The 15,462-nt window shown below is 68.8% G+C and carries 14 protein-coding genes; 4 read left to right on the forward strand and 10 right to left on the reverse strand.

Going from position 1 to position 15,462, the window contains the following annotated elements; all coding sequences use genetic code 11:
• Positions 1 to 67 precede the first annotated feature (67 nt).
• Complete coding sequence (locus QN345_RS07870; RefSeq protein ID WP_134449952.1) at positions 68 to 1,096, reverse strand: glycerophosphodiester phosphodiesterase family protein; 1,029 nt, start codon at positions 1,094 to 1,096, stop codon at positions 68 to 70.
• Between the two features lie 36 nt (positions 1,097 to 1,132).
• Here QN345_RS07870 and QN345_RS07875 point away from each other — a divergent pair, with 36 nt between their 5' ends.
• Both QN345_RS07875 and QN345_RS07880 read left to right on the forward strand, forming a co-directional pair.
• Positions 1,133 to 1,708: a hypothetical protein gene (locus tag QN345_RS07875; protein WP_134449951.1), complete on the forward strand. Its 576-nt coding sequence runs from the start codon at positions 1,133 to 1,135 to the stop codon at positions 1,706 to 1,708.
• A gap of 77 nt (positions 1,709 to 1,785) precedes the next feature.
• Entirely contained in the window at positions 1,786 to 2,592 is an 807-nt protein-coding gene (locus QN345_RS07880; RefSeq protein ID WP_134449950.1) for a Bax inhibitor-1/YccA family membrane protein, read from the forward strand.
• A 120-nt stretch (positions 2,593 to 2,712) separates the two neighbouring features.
• On the opposite strand, the gene QN345_RS07885 is transcribed toward QN345_RS07880, so the two are convergent.
• The 9 genes from QN345_RS07885 to QN345_RS07925 all read right to left on the reverse strand — a co-directional run bounded on the left by QN345_RS07885 (position 2,713) and on the right by QN345_RS07925 (position 12,414).
• Positions 2,713 to 3,375: a response regulator transcription factor gene (locus QN345_RS07885; protein ID WP_134449949.1), complete on the reverse strand. Its 663-nt coding sequence runs from the start codon at positions 3,373 to 3,375 to the stop codon at positions 2,713 to 2,715.
• 150 nt (positions 3,376 to 3,525) lie between these two features.
• The gene (locus tag QN345_RS07890) at positions 3,526 to 3,921 is read right to left on the reverse strand and encodes a hypothetical protein (protein WP_134559037.1); all 396 of its coding nucleotides are present in this window, start codon (positions 3,919 to 3,921) and stop codon (positions 3,526 to 3,528) included.
• 317 nt (positions 3,922 to 4,238) lie between these two features.
• Positions 4,239 to 5,858, reverse strand: a complete 1,620-nt coding sequence (gene guaA / locus QN345_RS07895; RefSeq protein ID WP_134449947.1) for a glutamine-hydrolyzing GMP synthase — start codon at positions 5,856 to 5,858, stop codon at positions 4,239 to 4,241.
• On the reverse strand, positions 5,855 to 6,289 hold the full coding sequence (locus QN345_RS07900) for a DUF3817 domain-containing protein (protein ID WP_134449946.1): 435 nt from the start codon (positions 6,287 to 6,289) through the stop codon (positions 5,855 to 5,857). The genes guaA and QN345_RS07900 overlap by 4 nt, the downstream gene beginning before the upstream one ends.
• 9 nt (positions 6,290 to 6,298) lie before the next feature.
• Positions 6,299 to 7,081 (reverse strand): SURF1 family cytochrome oxidase biogenesis protein, encoded by a 783-nt coding sequence (locus tag QN345_RS07905; protein ID WP_323508551.1) that lies wholly within the window; start codon positions 7,079 to 7,081, stop codon positions 6,299 to 6,301.
• 5 nt (positions 7,082 to 7,086) lie between these two features.
• Positions 7,087 to 8,832: a cation:proton antiporter gene (locus QN345_RS07910; protein ID WP_194087900.1), complete on the reverse strand. Its 1,746-nt coding sequence runs from the start codon at positions 8,830 to 8,832 to the stop codon at positions 7,087 to 7,089.
• A 3-nt stretch (positions 8,833 to 8,835) separates the two neighbouring features.
• The gene (locus tag QN345_RS07915) at positions 8,836 to 9,363 is read right to left on the reverse strand and encodes a cation:proton antiporter regulatory subunit (RefSeq protein WP_134449944.1); all 528 of its coding nucleotides are present in this window, start codon (positions 9,361 to 9,363) and stop codon (positions 8,836 to 8,838) included.
• 132 nt (positions 9,364 to 9,495) lie between these two features.
• The gene (locus QN345_RS07920; protein ID WP_323508552.1) at positions 9,496 to 11,256 is read right to left on the reverse strand and encodes a glycerol-3-phosphate dehydrogenase/oxidase; all 1,761 of its coding nucleotides are present in this window, start codon (positions 11,254 to 11,256) and stop codon (positions 9,496 to 9,498) included.
• 39 nt (positions 11,257 to 11,295) lie between these two features.
• The gene (locus QN345_RS07925; RefSeq protein ID WP_322188408.1) at positions 11,296 to 12,414 is read right to left on the reverse strand and encodes a GuaB3 family IMP dehydrogenase-related protein; all 1,119 of its coding nucleotides are present in this window, start codon (positions 12,412 to 12,414) and stop codon (positions 11,296 to 11,298) included.
• Between the two features lie 106 nt (positions 12,415 to 12,520).
• Between QN345_RS07925 and QN345_RS07930 the strand changes: the two genes are divergently transcribed.
• Entirely contained in the window at positions 12,521 to 13,213 is a 693-nt protein-coding gene (locus QN345_RS07930) for a hypothetical protein (RefSeq protein WP_134449941.1), read from the forward strand.
• A gap of 35 nt (positions 13,214 to 13,248) precedes the next feature.
• On the forward strand, positions 13,249 to 15,171 hold the full coding sequence (locus QN345_RS07935; RefSeq protein ID WP_322188410.1) for a clostripain-related cysteine peptidase: 1,923 nt from the start codon (positions 13,249 to 13,251) through the stop codon (positions 15,169 to 15,171).
• Positions 15,172 to 15,462 lie beyond the last annotated feature (291 nt).

Genomic DNA, 15,462 nt, shown 5'->3' on the forward strand with positions numbered 1-15,462 from the left:
CCCGGCCGCATGCCGGCGTTGCCGGCAGCACGTCGACCGGAGGCACGTCGACCGGCGGCCGCCCGGGTCAGCGGTCTTCGCGGGCCTCTGCGGCGAGTTCGTCACGGACCGCCACGGCGAGGTCGGGGTGGTCGGCGAAGACCCCGTCGATCCCGGTGCCCATGATGGTGCGGAACTCGGTCTGCCAGTCGCCGAAGTCGGCGCGGAACCGCCCGCGCTGGAAGGTCTTCGCAAGGAACACGTTCTCCGGGCGCAGCGTCCAGCAGTAGATCTCGAGGTTGGCGGCGTGGGCGGCGTCGACGAGATCGGAAGCTCCCGTGACGTGTCCGTCCGCCCCGATCTCGAGGACGAGCGACTTCGGCACGCTGACGCCGTCGACGAGACCGCTCAGCCCGTAGAGGCCCTGGTCGGTCAGGTAGTCCGCGTAGTCGGGGGCCGAGCGGCCGAGCAGGCGCACCTGGTCGGCCGGTTTCCCCGTCGCCTCGAGCAGGAAGATCCGCTTCCCATAGATGCCGCGTGCGTAGACCTGGTCGAGCAGGGTGCGTTCGAAACTCTCGATCGTGAGCCGCCCGTCGCCGGCGTTCCAGCCGGCGGTGTTCACCTCGGCGGCGAAGAGTTCGTCGACAGGGAGGCCGATCGACTCGAAATAGCTCGCGTGCTTGATCTCGGCGACGACGCCGACCGGGCGCCTCGCCCGGCTGGACACCCGGTCCATGAGCTTGAACACGTCGCGCAACCGCAGCAGCGGGAATCGGCCGTCGAAGGACGCACTGGCCTTGCGGAGTGCCGGCAGCCGTTCGCGAGCTCGCAGGGTGCGCAGCTCGGCCCAGGTGAAGTCCTCGGTGAACCAGCCCGTCATGCGGATGCCGTCAATGACCTTCCGGGTGCGGCGAGCGGCGAATTCGGGATGGGCCGCAACATCCGTCGTCGCGGAGATCTCGTTCTCGTGACGCACGATGAGCACGCCGTCGCGGGTGACGACGACGTCGGGTTCGACCGCGTCCGCACCGAGGGCAACCGCGAGCTCATAGGCGCCGCGGGTGTGCTCCGGCCGGTAACCGCTCGCCCCGCGGTGACCGATCACGATCGGTTGCATTCCCTGACCATACGCGCTGCTGGCAGACTCGAAGCCATGACACTCTGGAGGGAACCCGACACCCGGCGCCACTCGCCGGCGGTGTATCGCGCCCGCCTCACGCTCGGAGTCTCTGCCATCGCCCTCGGCGTTGCCGCGACGAACCTCACGAGCACCTACAGTCTCTTCTTCCTCGCCATCGGGCCCGCCGTGCAGCTGCTCGGCTGGCTCGCGCTGCCCGGGGCCCTCTGGCGGCGACTGCTGGTGATCCTCCCCGCGGAAATCGCCGCGCTCACGCTCCTGGCCGGCCCCGATTTCACCGGCGCGTTCGCCGTACTCCTCGCGTGCTGGCTGTTCGTGCGGCACCGGCCGGGGATCAGCTACCTCGTGCTGCTCGCCCCCGTCGTCGTGAGCTTCGCCCTCAAGCTGTCGCTGCACAACTCGTCGCAGAACTGGGTCGGAGACGTGGCCGGTTCGGTGACCGTGATCGCCGCGGCGTGGGTCGCCCGCGCTCTCGCACGGCGACGCTGGGCGCGGCTCAATCCGCCGCCGGCCGGCGAAACGGCCGGAACAGGCGACACCGGGGACAACCCCTCAGGATCTACAAGGCAGACGCCCAGCAGGGCTGAATAGACTCTCAGAAACGCCCACCGGCGTAGTGCCGGATCCCCGGCGTTGACAATACCCGAGCTGATTGAGATCTTAGGAACATGGCATCCTCAAACCCCGCATTCTCGCGCAATCCCGCCTTTGCCGCACAAGGATCCGCGGCAGCGAACGGCCTGACCGAAGCTGACCTGCAGCGCATCTACGAAGCGCCGTCCGCAGGCTCGCAGGACACCGGCCGGATGACCTACGAAGACACCATCGTGAAGACCACGCTGAGCTTCGCCCTTCTGCTCGTCGCAGCAGCGGCCAGCTGGCTGCTCACTCCCACGATGCCGTTCCTGCCGTTCCTCGGCATGATCGCCGGCCTCGTGCTCGGCCTGGTCAACGCCTTCAAGAAGGAGCCGTCACCGGGCCTGATCCTCGCGTACGCCGCAGCGGAAGGCCTCTTCGTCGGCGGTATCTCGTACATCTTCGAGGCCATCTACCCTGGCGTCGTCGTCCAGGCCGTGCTCGCGACCCTCGTGGTCGTCGGTGTGACCCTCGCCTTGTTCGCAAGCGGCAAGATCCGCGCCTCGAAGCGCGCGACCAAGGTCTTCCTGATCGCGATGGTCGGCTACTTCGTGTTCTCGATGCTCAACTTCGGCCTCGTCGCCTTCGGCGCCGTCGACAGCCCGTTCGGCCTCAGCAGCAACGTGAAGATCTTCGGCATCCCGCTCGGCGTCGCGATCGGAATCCTCGCGGTGCTCATGGCCGCGTACTCCCTCGTGCTCGACTTCGACTTCATCCAGCGTGGCGTCAACAACCGGGTCGCCCGCAAGTACGGCTGGTCCGGCGCGTTCGGCATCATGGTGACTGTCGTCTGGCTCTACGTCGAGCTGCTCCGCCTCTTCGCGATCTCGCGAAACTAGCTCGCTCGCACCCTGGCGAGAGCAGGACATCGCCGCACACACTGTGAAGTCGGAGATTTTCGTCAGGAAGATCTCCGACTTCACGTCGTTAAGGCAGGGGTCGCAGAGCCGGAGGCCGGCTCAGATCCAGCCCTTGTCTGTCGCAATGCGGATCGCCTCTGACCGGTTGCTCGCCCCGAGCTTGGCGGATGCCGCCGAGAGGTAGTTCCGGACGGCCCCAGGGCTCAGGTGCAGGGCGCGTGCGACCTCTGGGGCACTCCGTCCCCCCGCCGCGAGGAAAAGGACCTCGGTCTCCCGCGCGGTGAGCGGTGATTCTCCGTGCATCATCGCGTTGATCGCGAGCTGCGGGTCGACCACGCGTTCGCCGGCCCGGATCTTCCGGATGACCGCGATCAGGCGCTCTGAGGCGAGGTCCGTGTGCTGGAAGCCGTCCACGCCGCCCTGGATGGCGCGGCGGACGTCACCGGGGCGCGGATGGCTCGCGAGCAGCAGCACCTTCACCCGCGGGTCGGCGGCCTGGATCAGCGGCAACAGCCCCAGGCCGTCGATCGTCGGCAGGTGGATGTCGAGGACGATGACATCGGGAGCGGTCCGGCGCACCGTCGAGAGGACCTCGGCGCCGTCGCCGATCGCGGCAACGACCTCGATGTCGGCTTCGAGCGAGAAGACGGCCTGGAGCGCCGTGCGCAGGAGGACGTGATCCTCGACGAGCAACACCCGGATCTGCGAGCCCTGCCCCTTCACCGGTGCGGGAAGTGCGGGCTGGGTGGTGTCGAAGCTCATCCCTGCCCCCTCCCGACGTCGGACGACTGCCCGCGATCACGGCAGTTGTGAAGTGGAAGGTCGCGTATGGACTCTAGCAAACACCGACAGCGAAAAACCCCCCGAACGGGGTGGAGATCTGCCCAGAAGTCCCGACCAACGCCCGGGCGGTCAGTGCGGGGAGGACGAAGCCTCGACGCGCCACTGCCCGTCCGGCCCGCCGGGCCGCGCGGTCGCCCGGCTCATCGAGAAGGTGCGGGTGCGGAACCGCCAGGCCAACCGGACCATCGCGACGCCCGCCTGCCGGTAGTGATCCGCGAGCGCACGGGTGAACACGGCGCGTCCCGGCACGTCGACCCAGCCGTCCGCGCCGGTGTACACGGCTTCGACGCGCGGCCGGGCCGCGGCGTTCCGGAACAGGACGATGGCCTCCGCGGCGATCTCATCGCCGTCGGAGTGGATGCGGTGCCGCGGTGCGGATTCCTCGGCAGGGACGCTCCGGGGCGCAGCGCCCGGCGAGCGCGGCTCATCATCGAACCCGCGTGTTTCCGGAACCGTGGAATCCATGGGCGTCACCTTCGTCCGGGGACGACGCCCCGACCGGAATGCCCGGCCGGCTGCCGCCGCGAGGAGGCCTCCGCGGGAGACGACGGAGAGCCGAAACGGCTCCCGTCGACGCTTCCCACTCATCCTCACGCGGATGCCACGACGCCGGAAGTCCCTCCTGTCACCGCTGCCCCATGACAGCTGTCACGTTCCGGTGATCGCCACCCGGAGCGCACCGGAAACGCACCGCCTTCGCCCGGTTACGAAAGAAGCACCCTCGTCTCGACGACGAGGGTGCTTCTTTCGTGCTGCAGCGGGAGTCGCTCAGCGGGGAGCGCTCACTCCCACTCGATGGTTCCCGGCGGCTTCGACGTGACGTCGAGAACGACGCGGTTGACGCCATCCACTTCGTTCGTGATGCGGTTGGAGATGCGGGCGAGCAGGTCGTACGGCAGGCGGGTCCAGTCGGCCGTCATCGCGTCCTCAGAGGAGACCGGGCGCAGCACGATCGGGTGACCGTACGTACGGCCGTCGCCCTGGACGCCGACGGAACGGACATCCGCGAGCAGCACGACCGGGCACTGCCAGATGACCCCGTCGAGGCCGGCGGCGGTCAGCTCGGCGCGCACGATCGCATCCGCGTGCCGCAGCAGTTCGAGCCGTTCGAAAGTGATCGAACCGACGATGCGGATGCCCAGGCCTGGACCGGGGAACGGCTGGCGCTGCACGATCTCGGGCGGCAGACCCAGTTCGGCGCCGATCGCACGCACCTCGTCCTTGAACAGGGTGCGGAGCGGTTCGACGAGCTCGAACTTCAGGTCTTCCGGCAGGCCGCCGACGTTGTGGTGGCTCTTGATGTTCGCGGTGCCGCTGCCGCCGCCGGACTCGACGACGTCTGGGTACAGGGTGCCCTGGACGAGGAAGCGGATCGGGTCGCCGTCCTTCTCCGCGGCCTCCCTGATGAGTTCGGCCTGGGCCTGCTCGAAGGTGCGGATGAATTCGCGGCCGATGATCTTGCGCTTGGTCTCCGGGTCGCTGACACCCTCGAGCGCGGCGAGGAACTGCTCGCGTACGTCCACGGTGACGAGGCGCACGCCGGTGGCCTTGACGTAGTCTTCCTCGACCTGGCGGCGTTCGTCCTGGCGGAGCAGGCCGTGGTCGACGAAGACGCAGACGAGCTGGTCGCCGATGGCCTTGTGCACGAGCGCCGCGGCCACGGCGGAGTCGACGCCGCCGGAGAGCCCGCAGATGACCTTGCCGGTGCCGACCTGGGCGCGGATCTTCGCGACCTGTTCGGCGATGACGTTGCCGCTGTTCCAGTCGGCGGGAATCCCGGCGGCGCGGTGCAGGAAGTTCTCGAGCACGTCCTGGCCGAATTCGGTGTGCTTGACCTCGGGGTGCCACTGCACGCCGTAGAGGCGGCGCTCGTCGTTCGCGAACGCGGCGACCGGGGTCGAGCCGGTCGAGGCGAGCACCGCGAAGCCGGCAGGGGCGCGGGAGACGGAGTCACCGTGGCTCATCCACACGGTCTGCTCGTTCGGCTGCCCGGCGAGGAGGACGTTGTCGCCGCTCGCGACCGTCACGGGGGTCGACCCGTATTCGCTGAGCCCGGTGTGGGCGACCTCGCCGCCGAGGGCGGTCGCCATCACCTGGAAGCCGTAGCAGATGCCGAGCACGGGAATACCGAGGTCGAAGATCGCGGGGTCGAAGGTCGGGGCGCCCTCGGCGTAGACACTCGAGGGTCCTCCGCTCAGCACGATCCCGACCGGGTTCTTCGCGGCGACCTCCGCAGCGGTGATCGAGTGTGCGACGATCTCCGAGTAGACGGATGCCTCGCGCACGCGGCGCGCGATCAGCTGGGCGTACTGGGCGCCGAAGTCCACCACGAGCACGGGTCGGTCGATGCCGGACGCCTCCGTCGGAGTCACGACCACGGTCGGGTCGGCAACTGCAGTCATGAACGGGCCTCCGCACCCTCGGCGTCGGAAAGTGCCCTGGCGGAAAGCCAGGCGCGGACCTCGCGGGCGACGCGGCCCTCGAGGAAGAAGGACAGGGTGGGGATCACGCCGCCGAGGGCGATCAGCAGGAACCGGCTGAACGGCCAGCGCATCAGGCTCCAGAGCCGGAAGTCCGCGAACAGGTACAACACGTAGAACCAGCCGTGCATGATCAGGATCGCGGTGCTCAGATTGAACGCGGTGACGGTGTCGCGCGGGACGAGCAGCCCGTACGGGCCGCCGAGCTCGAGCTCGTACTGGAAGCCGAACTTGAGGATGACCTCGGCGCAGAGCAGCAGCAGGAAGACGCCGGTGATGATCGAGGACGTCTGGTAGAGCTTCAACGCCCCCGGGATGCTGGGGATATCAGCGCGTTTGGGTTCGAGTGGCATGCGCCAATTCTAACCGGCGGATATCGCCGCTTCCTCGCGGAGCTCCTCCTCGCGCTCCCAGGCGTCCCGGACGAGGCGGTACCAGAGGAACACGGCGAAGCCGGCGAAGACGACCCACTCGATGGCGTAGAAGATGTTCAGCCAGTTGAGGGAGGCATCCGTGAGCGGTGCCGGCGAATCGATTCCCGTGAGACCGGATGCCGCGGTCCCGTCGACGATGTAGCCCGGGTAGACCGCTGTGCCGTCGAAGCCGGCCCAGAGGTTGATCAGGGCCGCGGTGGACACGGTCGTCATGCCGTGCGGGTCACGGCCGTCTGCGGGAACGACGGGGGCTTCGGTCGGGAGGAACCGGCCGGCCAGGGTGACGACCTGGTTGGCCGGGGCCGACGCGAGGCCTTCCATCGTCGACCGGGCTGTCGCCTCGTCCGGAGCCCAGCCGCGGGCGACCGCGATGCTCGCGCCCGCGCTGCTTCCGCTGCCGGCCGCACCGACGATGAAGTGGCTCACGACCCAGTAGCCGGAGGCGCCGTCGTTGGACCGGTCGCTGATCAGCTGCTCGTCGCCGGGTACGTAACTGCCGTCGACGGTGACGAGCTGGCCGGTCGCCGCGTCACGCGGGGCGCCTCCGGGAGTCACGACGTCGGCGAGGGGTTTCACGGTCTCGGTGGTCTTCTCGACGACCACACCGGATGCGACGGCGCGTTCGAGCTGCCAGCGCCCGAGCGCCGCGAAGCCGGCCGCGACGGCGAGGGCGAGCAGGAGCGCGAGAATCCAGCGGGGGCGGAGCATCATGCGGATCATTGGTAGTCACCTGTCCCGGCGTCGGGTGCCGGCTTGTCCCTCTGGGCGCGAGTGCGCGAAAGTCGTTTGGCGTAGTCGGCCATCGGGTCGGCGTCTGCGTCGGCCTCTGCGGCCTGACCGGAATCGACGCCGGAATCCCGGTCCGATTCCGGGGCGGCGGCGGGGTGCGAGTCGGCAGGAACATGCACGTCGGCAGGTGCGTGCGCCTGCGTCTCGTCATCGGCATCTGGGTCTGGGTCTGGGTTCACGCGTGCGCTCGGGCGCGGGGCCGTGTTCGGTCGGACTGAGGCCGGCAGCGGTGTCGGCCCGTCGAGTTCGTCGATGCCGTCATCCACCACGTGCTTGACGTATTCGCCGCGTTCGGCCTGTTCCGCCCGTTCGTCGTGGTCGGCGCGGCGGTCGTGGTCCGTGCGCTTCCGCGGCTCCGGCCGTGATGAAGGCAGCGGCTGGTCGCCGAGGTGGGCGGCGGCGCGCTGCGCGTCCTGGTCGCTCAGCGCGCCCGCTGTCGCCGCGTCGACGAGCCGGAACTCCTCGGCGTGCATCGGGTCGCGGTCGGGCCGGACGCCCGCGCGCTTCCGGCGGCGTCCGGGCAGCAGGGCGCCGAGCCTCTCGGAATTAGCGGCGAAGAGCGGACCGAGGATGGCCATGGTGAGCACGTAGAGTCCCGCGAACGGCTGGAGTAGCCCGTTCAGGCCCGCTCCGACAGAGAGGGTCGCGAGGATGAGCGTGAACTCTCCGCGGTTCACCAGGATCGCGGCGGCGTTGAGCCCCTCGGAGATTCCCATCGAGTGCAACCGGGCCAGCAGCATCCCCGAGATCAGGTTGAGCACGAAGGTCATCACAACCGCCGCGAGCACCACGAGGATGACGGAACCGAACTCATTGATGTGCAGCGCGAGGCCGAAGTTGAGGAAGAAGAAGGCGGCGAAGATGTCCCGCAACGGGACGGCGACACGTTCGAGCCGGGTGCGGTATGTGCTCGCGCCGAGGACGACACCGATCAGGAACGCGCCGATCGCATCCGTCACCCCGATGATCTCGCCGATGCCGGCGAAGAGCACGGCAAGCCCGAAGAACAGGATCGTGAAGAGTTCGTCGTCCTTGGTGCGGACCAGGCGGGACACGACCCGTCCGCCCCACCGGGCGAGCGAGAACATCACGACGAGGAAGAGGAACGCGATGCTCAGTTGCAGCACGATCGGCCAGATCTCGGTCTTGCCGCTCAGCACGACCGAGACGATCGACAGGTACACCGCGATGAAGATGTCGCCGACCACGGTCACGCCGAGGATCATCGGCGTCTCCTTGTTGGCGAGCCGGCGCAGCTCGATCAGGAGTTTGGTGATGATCGCGCTCGAGGACGTGCCGGTCATGCCGGCGATGACGAGGGCCTCGCGGGTGCCCCAGCCGACCATCATGCCGAAGGCGAACCCGATGCCCATGTTGATCACGACGTATGAGCCGCCGGAGAGCAGCAGTTTCCCGGCGTCGTTGAAGAACTCCTCCTGGTCGAACTCGAGGCCGAGGCTGAACAGGAGCAGGATGAGCCCGAAGACGGCGATGAGCTCGATGTCTGCGGAGTGGAAGTCGAGCGGGAACCAGTGGGTGTACGGGCTCGCGAGCAGGCCGACGATCATGTAGATCGGGATGGACGGCAGGCCGATCAGTTTTGCGGCGCGCCCGAGCACATAAGCCACGACCAGCAGGATGCCGAGTGTGATCAGGTCCGTGCCAAGGTTCATTGGTTAGCCCCCGGGGGGCGCGTCGACGGTCTTGGCCTTGAGTTCACCGGTGCGGAAGAACGTGAAGGCCTTGGCGACCTTCTCCGGGGATCCTGCGACGACGAGGGTGTCGCCGGGGAAGACCCGGAAGTCCTGGGCCGGTGCCGGGTTGGCGGACTCGCCGCGCACGACGGCGACGACCGTGAGGCCGGCGATGCCGCGGTCGGCGGGGTTGCCGAGGGTCTGGCCGGCGATGTGATCCTCGTAGTCGACCGTGAACCAGTCGATGCTGAGACCGGGGATCTGGTCGAGCGCGGTGAGCGACTCGGTGATCTGGGTGCCGCCGAGGAGTTCGGCGAGGGTGTGCGCCTCGTCTTCGTTGAGGCGGAGGGAGACCTTGCTCGCGTCTGGACCGCCCTCGTCGTCCGCGAAGGTGATGAGGTCGCTGTGCCCGGAGCGGTGGGCGATGACGCCGACCTTGCCGCCGTCATCGGTGATGAAGGTGTGCAGCACACCCACTCCGGGAAGCTTGACCCGCCGAACGTCAACCATGGTTACGACTCCTGAAGATTATGGGCAAGTGGGCCCTAGTCTATCGAAGCCGCCCGTCACCCGGCCGGGCACAGTCGGATGCCGGGCGCACGACGTGCGCCCGGCATCCGCCCGGTGGTGGTATCGCCTGTGTCAGTGCGTGACGGAGTCGCCCATCGCCGAGCGCTCGGTCAGGACGATATCGGGAGCCTCGAGGCGCACCCGGTCGGCGGACTCGTCGTCGGGTTCGAGCTGGGAGGCGCGTTCCGCGGCGACGCGCTTGAGGTAGACCGCGACCTCGCGTTCCTCGCGTTCGGCGTCCCAGCCGAGCACGCCGGCCATCAGCTTGGCCGCGACCGGCGCCGCGGAGACCCCGCGATCCCAGGCCTCGATCGAGATGCGGGTGCGCCGGGCCAGGACGTCCTCGAGGTGGAGGGCGCCCAGGTGGCCGGCCGCGTACACGACCTCGGCCTGGATGTAGTCGTCGGCTCCCGGGAGCGGCTCGATCAGCTCAGGGCTCTCCCGGATGAGGTCGAGCAGCTCGTCGGTGAGGGTACCGTACCGGTTGAGCAGGTGCTCGACCCGCACGGTGTGCAGCGCGAATGCCGTCGCGATGCGGGTGCGCTTGTTCCACGCGGCCTTGTACCCCTCCGCACCGAGCAGCGGGATCTCGTGCGTCGTTGACGGGGCGATCTTCCCGTCGAGGGCGTCAACGGCCGCGTCGATGGCGTCCTTCGCCATGATCCGGTATGTGGTCCACTTGCCGCCGGCGATCACGACGAGACCGGGAACGGAGTGCCCGACCAGGTGTTCGCGGGACAGTTTCGAGGTCTGCTCCGACTCCCCGGCGAGCAGCGGCCGGAGACCTGCGTAGACGCCCTCGACGTCCTCGCGGGTCAGCGGCACCCGCAGCACCGAATTGACGTGCTCGAGCAGGTAGTCGATGTCGGCGGCCGTCGCCGCGGGGTGCGCCTTGTCGAGGTGCCAGTCGGTGTCGGTGGTGCCGATGAGCCAGTGCCTGCCCCACGGGATCACGAAGAGCACGCTCTTCTCCGTGCGCAGCAGCAGCCCCATCGCCGACTGGAACCGGTCACGCGGCACGACGAGGTGGATGCCCTTGCTCGCGCGCACCTCGAAGGTGCCGCGTTCGCCGACCATCCGCTGGGTGTCGTCGGTCCAGACGCCTGTCGCGTTGACGACCTGCTTCGCGCGCACCTCGAAGCGTTCGCCGGTCTCGAGGTCGTGCGCGCGCACGCCCACGACCCGCTCGCCGACCTTGATGAAGCCCTCGACCCGCACCCGGCTCGCCGCGTGGGCGCCGTAGAACGAGGCGGTGCGCACGAGCGACGCCGTGTACAGGGCGTCATCGACCTGCGCGTCGTAGTAGGTGATACCGCCGACCGTCGCGTCGGCGTCGAGGCTCGGGATCATGCCCATCACCTGGCGCTTGGACAGGTGCCGGTGGTGAGGGACGCCGGGCGGCCGGCCACCGGTGTACGAGAAGATGTCGTAGAGCAGCATGCCCGCACCCACATAGAAGCGCTCGGTGACCCGCTTCTTCAACGGGTACAGGAAGCGCACGGGCTTGACCAGGTGCGGGGCGATCCGCTGCAGGAGCAGTCCGCGCTCCGTGAGCGCTTCCCGAACGAGGCGGAAATCGAGCTGCTCGAGATAGCGGATGCCGCCGTGCACGAGCTTGGACGACCGGCTCGACGTTCCGCTGGCCCAGTCTCGCGCCTCGAGAATGCCGACGCTCAGTCCGCGGGTGACGGCGTCGAGGGCGCTGCCCGCGCCGACGATCCCGCCGCCGACGACGAGGATGTCGACCTCCTTGGATTTCAGCCTCTCAATGGCCGCGGCGCGTTCCGCCGGTCCCAGCTTGTTCGACCGCGTGACCGAATTCCCTGTTGCCATGTGCGTACTCCCATCGAGGTGGTGGTGCGTACCTCGACGCTAGTTCGTTCGGTACGGCGCGACAACCACCTCGACGCGCTGGAATTCCTTGAGGGTCGAATAACCGGTGGTCGCCATCGACCGGCGCAGGGCGCCGACGAGGTTGGCGGTGCCGTCGGCGATCGGCGTCGGGCCGTACAGGATGGTCTCGAGCGGGGCGACGGTGCCGACCTCGACCCGCTTGCCGCGGGGCAGCTGCGGGTGGTGCACCTCGGCGCCCCAGTGGAATCCGCCGCCGGGGGCATCCGTCGCCCTGGCCAGGGTGGTGCCGAGCATGACGGCGTCCGCGCCGCAGGCGAGCGCCTTGACGATGTCACCGGAGGTGCTCAGGCCGCCGTCGGCGATGACGTGCACGTAGCGTCCGCCGGATTCGTCGAGGTAGTCGCGGCGAGCGCCGGCGACGTCGGCGACGGCCGTGGCCATCGGGGCGTGGATGCCGAGCGAGGCCCGGGTGGTCGACGCCGCGCCGCCGCCGAAGCCGACGAGCACGCCGGCAGCGCCGGTGCGCATCAGGTGCAGGGCCGCCGTGTATGTGGCCGCACCGCCGACGATGACGGGTACGTCGAGCTCGTAGATGAACTTCTTGAGGTTGAGCGGCTCCTGGTTGAGCGAGACGTGCTCGGCGGACACCGTGGTGCCGCGGATGACGAAGAGGTCGACGCCTGCGGCGACGACGGTTTCGTAGAGTTCCTGGGTGCGCTGCGGGGAGAGCGCTCCGGCGACGGTGACCCCGGCGGCGCGGATCTGGGCGAGCCGCTCGGTGACGAGGGCCGGCTTGATCGGTTCGGAGTACATCTCCTGCATGCGTGCGGTCGCCCGGTCGGCCGGAAGTTCGCGGATCTCGGCGAGGAGCGGTTCCGGGTCGTCGTAGCGGGTCCAGAGGCCCTCGAGGTCGAGCACGCCGATGCCGCCGAGCTGGCCCATCATGATCGCCGTCGTCGGGGAGACTACGGAGTCCATCGGGGCTGCGAGGAACGGGATCGCGAATTCATACGCGTCGATCGCCCAGCTGACATTCACGTCTTCGGGATCGCGGGTGCGCCGACTGGGCACAACCGCGATGTCGTCAAAGGCGTACGCGCGGCGAGCGCGCTTGGAGCGGCCGATCTCGATTTCCATACCCCCAGCTTAGGCGCAGCCCGTAACCGGAGGGTATGAACCGCTAGGCTGGCGCAAATCCCGCAGGTGAGGCCCGCAAACCTGCCCGATGCACCAGGAGCACCCGATGTCGTCCGAAAAGCCCACCGAGTCCGCGAAGCCTCGCCTCAACCTGATGTTCAGCAACCTGGAGCTCGTGATCGCGGTCCTCCTCGGCCTCGTCTCCATCGCAACGGCCTATGCCTCCTTCCAGGCGGCGCTCTACGACAGCCAGATGGCCGGGGCGTACACCAAGGGTTCGACGCAGTCCACCGAGGCGGAGTCGCTCTATCTCGAGGCCAACCAGCAATTCCTCGAGGACACCCAGGTCTGGAACCGCCTCGCCGAGCTCGACATCGAGAAGGACAGCACGGATGCGGCGATCGCCGCCGACGCGACGGGCAAGTACGACACCCTGACCTTCCAGGCGGTCTCGACGGACTTCGCCGCGGCCATCGCCCGGGCCGACGCCGAGAACACCGCCGACGCCACGGTGTACCACAGCCCGCTCGACGACGAGGAATACCAGAGCACCCTCTTCGGCGGCTACTCCGAGACGCAGGCGAAGTCGGTCGCGACGATCAGCCAGGGCGACGAGTACAACAGCCTCAGTGACCGGCTCACCCTCAACACCGTGCTGATGTCCATCTCGCTGTTCCTGCTCGGCATCGCCGCCCTCGTGCGCCAGTTCAAGGTGCAGCTCGTGCTGATGTCGACCGGCGTGGTGATCTTCCTCGCCGCTGCCGCGCTGACCGCGATGATCCCCTACGTCGGCCTGTAGCGGGGCAAGCTGTGCGAACGGCACAATCTGCAGGAGTGACACGCAGGACCGTCGCGGCGCTGGCCGCACTGGCCCTGGTCGTCGGCCTGGCCGCGTGCACGACCGACAGCCCGGTCGAGCCGAACAGCGGCGCCGGCCCGGCCGCCGGCAGCTGGACCGTGCTCACATACTCGATCGCCGACACCGACCTCGAGCCGTTCATGATGGCCGACCTCGGCGAGATGGGCGAGGTCGGCTCGCACGACGGACTCAATCTCGTCGCCCTCGTCGACCGTTCGGCGGACTACAGCGCAGAACCCGTGCTCGGCCAGCCCGACTGGACCGGCGGGAAGCTCCTGCACGTCCTGCCCGGCGGCGCAGAGGTGATGGACGACCTCGGCCCCGTGGACACCGGCGACCCCGCCGTGCTCTCCGACTTCATCACCCGCGGCATCAGCGCATACCCCGCAGAGCACTACGCCGTGATCATCTCCGATCACGGCGCATCCTGGCCGGGCGTCGGCGGTGACGAATCGGCCGACGGAGATTCGCTGAGCCTCGCCGAACTGAACGACGCCATCGGCAGCGGCCTGAGCGCGGCCGGTGTGGCGAAGCTCGACCTGCTCGGCTTCGACGCCTGCCTGATGGCGACCTACGAGGTCGCAAGCACCCTGGCCCCGCGCGCGGATCGCCTGCTCGCCTCCCAGGAGCTCGAGCCGGGTCACGGCTGGAACTACACGGCCCTCGAGACGGCCGCCGCGGGCGCCACCGTCGACGAGCTCGGCTCCGCGCTGATCCAGGGGTTCTCCTCCCAGGCCGAAACCGAGGGCGACGCGGCCGAGATCACCCTGTCCCTGATCGACCTCGGCAAGCTGCCGGCGGTGGATGCCGCCCTCGCCTCGTTCAGCAGCAGCCTGGTCGGGCGCGGGGCCGGTCTCGCTCCCGTCGTGGGCCGAACCCTCGCGAGCACCCTCGGCTTCGGGCGCAGCCCCGATCCGGCCGAGGACTCGTTCATGACCGACCTCGGCCTCCTCGCCGGCGAGATCGGGCAGGGCGACACCGCGGAAGCCGACGCTGCCGATGCGCTCGTACGGGCGATCAGTTCGGCGGTGGTCGACAAGGTCGACGGCCAGTCCACCGCGGGCGCCACCGGTCTGTCGATCTACTTCCCGCCCCAGAAGGCCTATTTCGCAGAGGACTACCGTGCACTCGGCACCGCAGGTGGCTGGCTCGACTTCCTGACCTCTTATTACGCCGCCGGCGGTGCGATACCCGGCGACCAGAAGACCCGGTTCACCGGGGGTGACGCCGAGGTCTCCTTCGGCGCGGACGGACTGAGCATCAGCGCCGCGCTCGACCCGGCCGGGCTCGGGAACGCGGCGAGCGCATCCGTCCGGTACGGCCTCATCGAGGCAGACGGCTCGGTCACCTACCTCGGCGAGCGGCCGGCGACGGTGGACGCGGGCGGGTCTGGCCTGGTGCATGGCGGGTACGACCTCACCCAGCTCACCCTGGCCGACGGCACCGACACGACGCCCGCGTACGCGCAGCTCGGAGACGACACGGGCACTGCCACGTCGGGGTCCGGCTCCGTCACGATCGACGTGCCGATGGCGTACTACTCTCCCGGTGACGTCGCGGGAGAGACCTACCAGGACGTGCTCCTGAGCCTCACCCTCGACGGCACGAGCGGAGACATCCTCAACGAGACCTACTTCGCCTACGACGACAGGCTCGGCAGCTACGGCGAGCTCACCGCGGACCCGGACGGCATCATCGTGCCCGAGCGGCTCAACGTGCAGGGCGACGGCACCGAGAGCTGGGTCGGCACGAGCGACTACGGCCTCTACGCCGACCTCCCTGCCCTGCACTACGCCTTCGCCAGGCTCCCCTCGGGCAGCCGGTTGCGGGTCGACCTGACCGTGACCGACTTCGGCGGCAACAGCGCCACCGCGAGCGGCACCGCGACCGTCCCCTGACCCGCGCGCCCCGCGCGCCCCCGCTTTCGTGAGGTGTCGCAGATCGACGTTCGTGGCGCCCGCGAACCTCGATATGCGACACCTCAGCGAGGCAATCAACGGGTGCGCCGCCCGCACAGGAGGTGCAAGCTGCTGTCATGGACGTTGAAGCCGAACCGCTGTCCCTGTTGCGCGAACGCACGAGCCTCAAGTGGCAGGCGTTTCCCGACGACGTGCTGCCCCTTTTCGTCGCCGAACTCGACTACCCGCTCGCCGAGCCGATCAGGGACGCCCTGTTCGAGGCCGTGCGCC

It is taken from the genome of Cryobacterium sp. 10I1 (assembly GCF_035019805.1).
In the GTDB taxonomy this organism is placed as follows: Bacteria; Actinomycetota; Actinomycetes; order Actinomycetales; family Microbacteriaceae; genus Cryobacterium; species Cryobacterium glucosi.

Coding starts and splice junctions, on each gene's coding strand:
- QN345_RS07920 (WP_323508552.1), bottom strand. CDS start 11,256: ATGGCAACAGGGAATTCGGTCACGCGGTCGAACAAGCTGGGACCGGCG.
- guaA (WP_134449947.1), bottom strand. CDS start 5,858: ATGACTGCAGTTGCCGACCCGACCGTGGTCGTGACTCCGACGGAGGCG.
- QN345_RS07915 (WP_134449944.1), bottom strand. CDS start 9,363: ATGGTTGACGTTCGGCGGGTCAAGCTTCCCGGAGTGGGTGTGCTGCAC.
- QN345_RS07890 (WP_134559037.1), bottom strand. CDS start 3,921: ATGGATTCCACGGTTCCGGAAACACGCGGGTTCGATGATGAGCCGCGC.
- QN345_RS07870 (WP_134449952.1), bottom strand. CDS start 1,096: ATGCAACCGATCGTGATCGGTCACCGCGGGGCGAGCGGTTACCGGCCG.
- QN345_RS07885 (WP_134449949.1), bottom strand. CDS start 3,375: ATGAGCTTCGACACCACCCAGCCCGCACTTCCCGCACCGGTGAAGGGG.
- QN345_RS07905 (WP_323508551.1), bottom strand. CDS start 7,081: ATGATGCTCCGCCCCCGCTGGATTCTCGCGCTCCTGCTCGCCCTCGCC.
- QN345_RS07925 (WP_322188408.1), bottom strand. CDS start 12,414: ATGGAAATCGAGATCGGCCGCTCCAAGCGCGCTCGCCGCGCGTACGCC.
- QN345_RS07930 (WP_134449941.1), top strand. CDS start 12,521: ATGTCGTCCGAAAAGCCCACCGAGTCCGCGAAGCCTCGCCTCAACCTG.
- QN345_RS07910 (WP_194087900.1), bottom strand. CDS start 8,832: ATGAACCTTGGCACGGACCTGATCACACTCGGCATCCTGCTGGTCGTG.
- QN345_RS07880 (WP_134449950.1), top strand. CDS start 1,786: ATGGCATCCTCAAACCCCGCATTCTCGCGCAATCCCGCCTTTGCCGCA.
- QN345_RS07900 (WP_134449946.1), bottom strand. CDS start 6,289: ATGCCACTCGAACCCAAACGCGCTGATATCCCCAGCATCCCGGGGGCG.
- QN345_RS07875 (WP_134449951.1), top strand. CDS start 1,133: ATGACACTCTGGAGGGAACCCGACACCCGGCGCCACTCGCCGGCGGTG.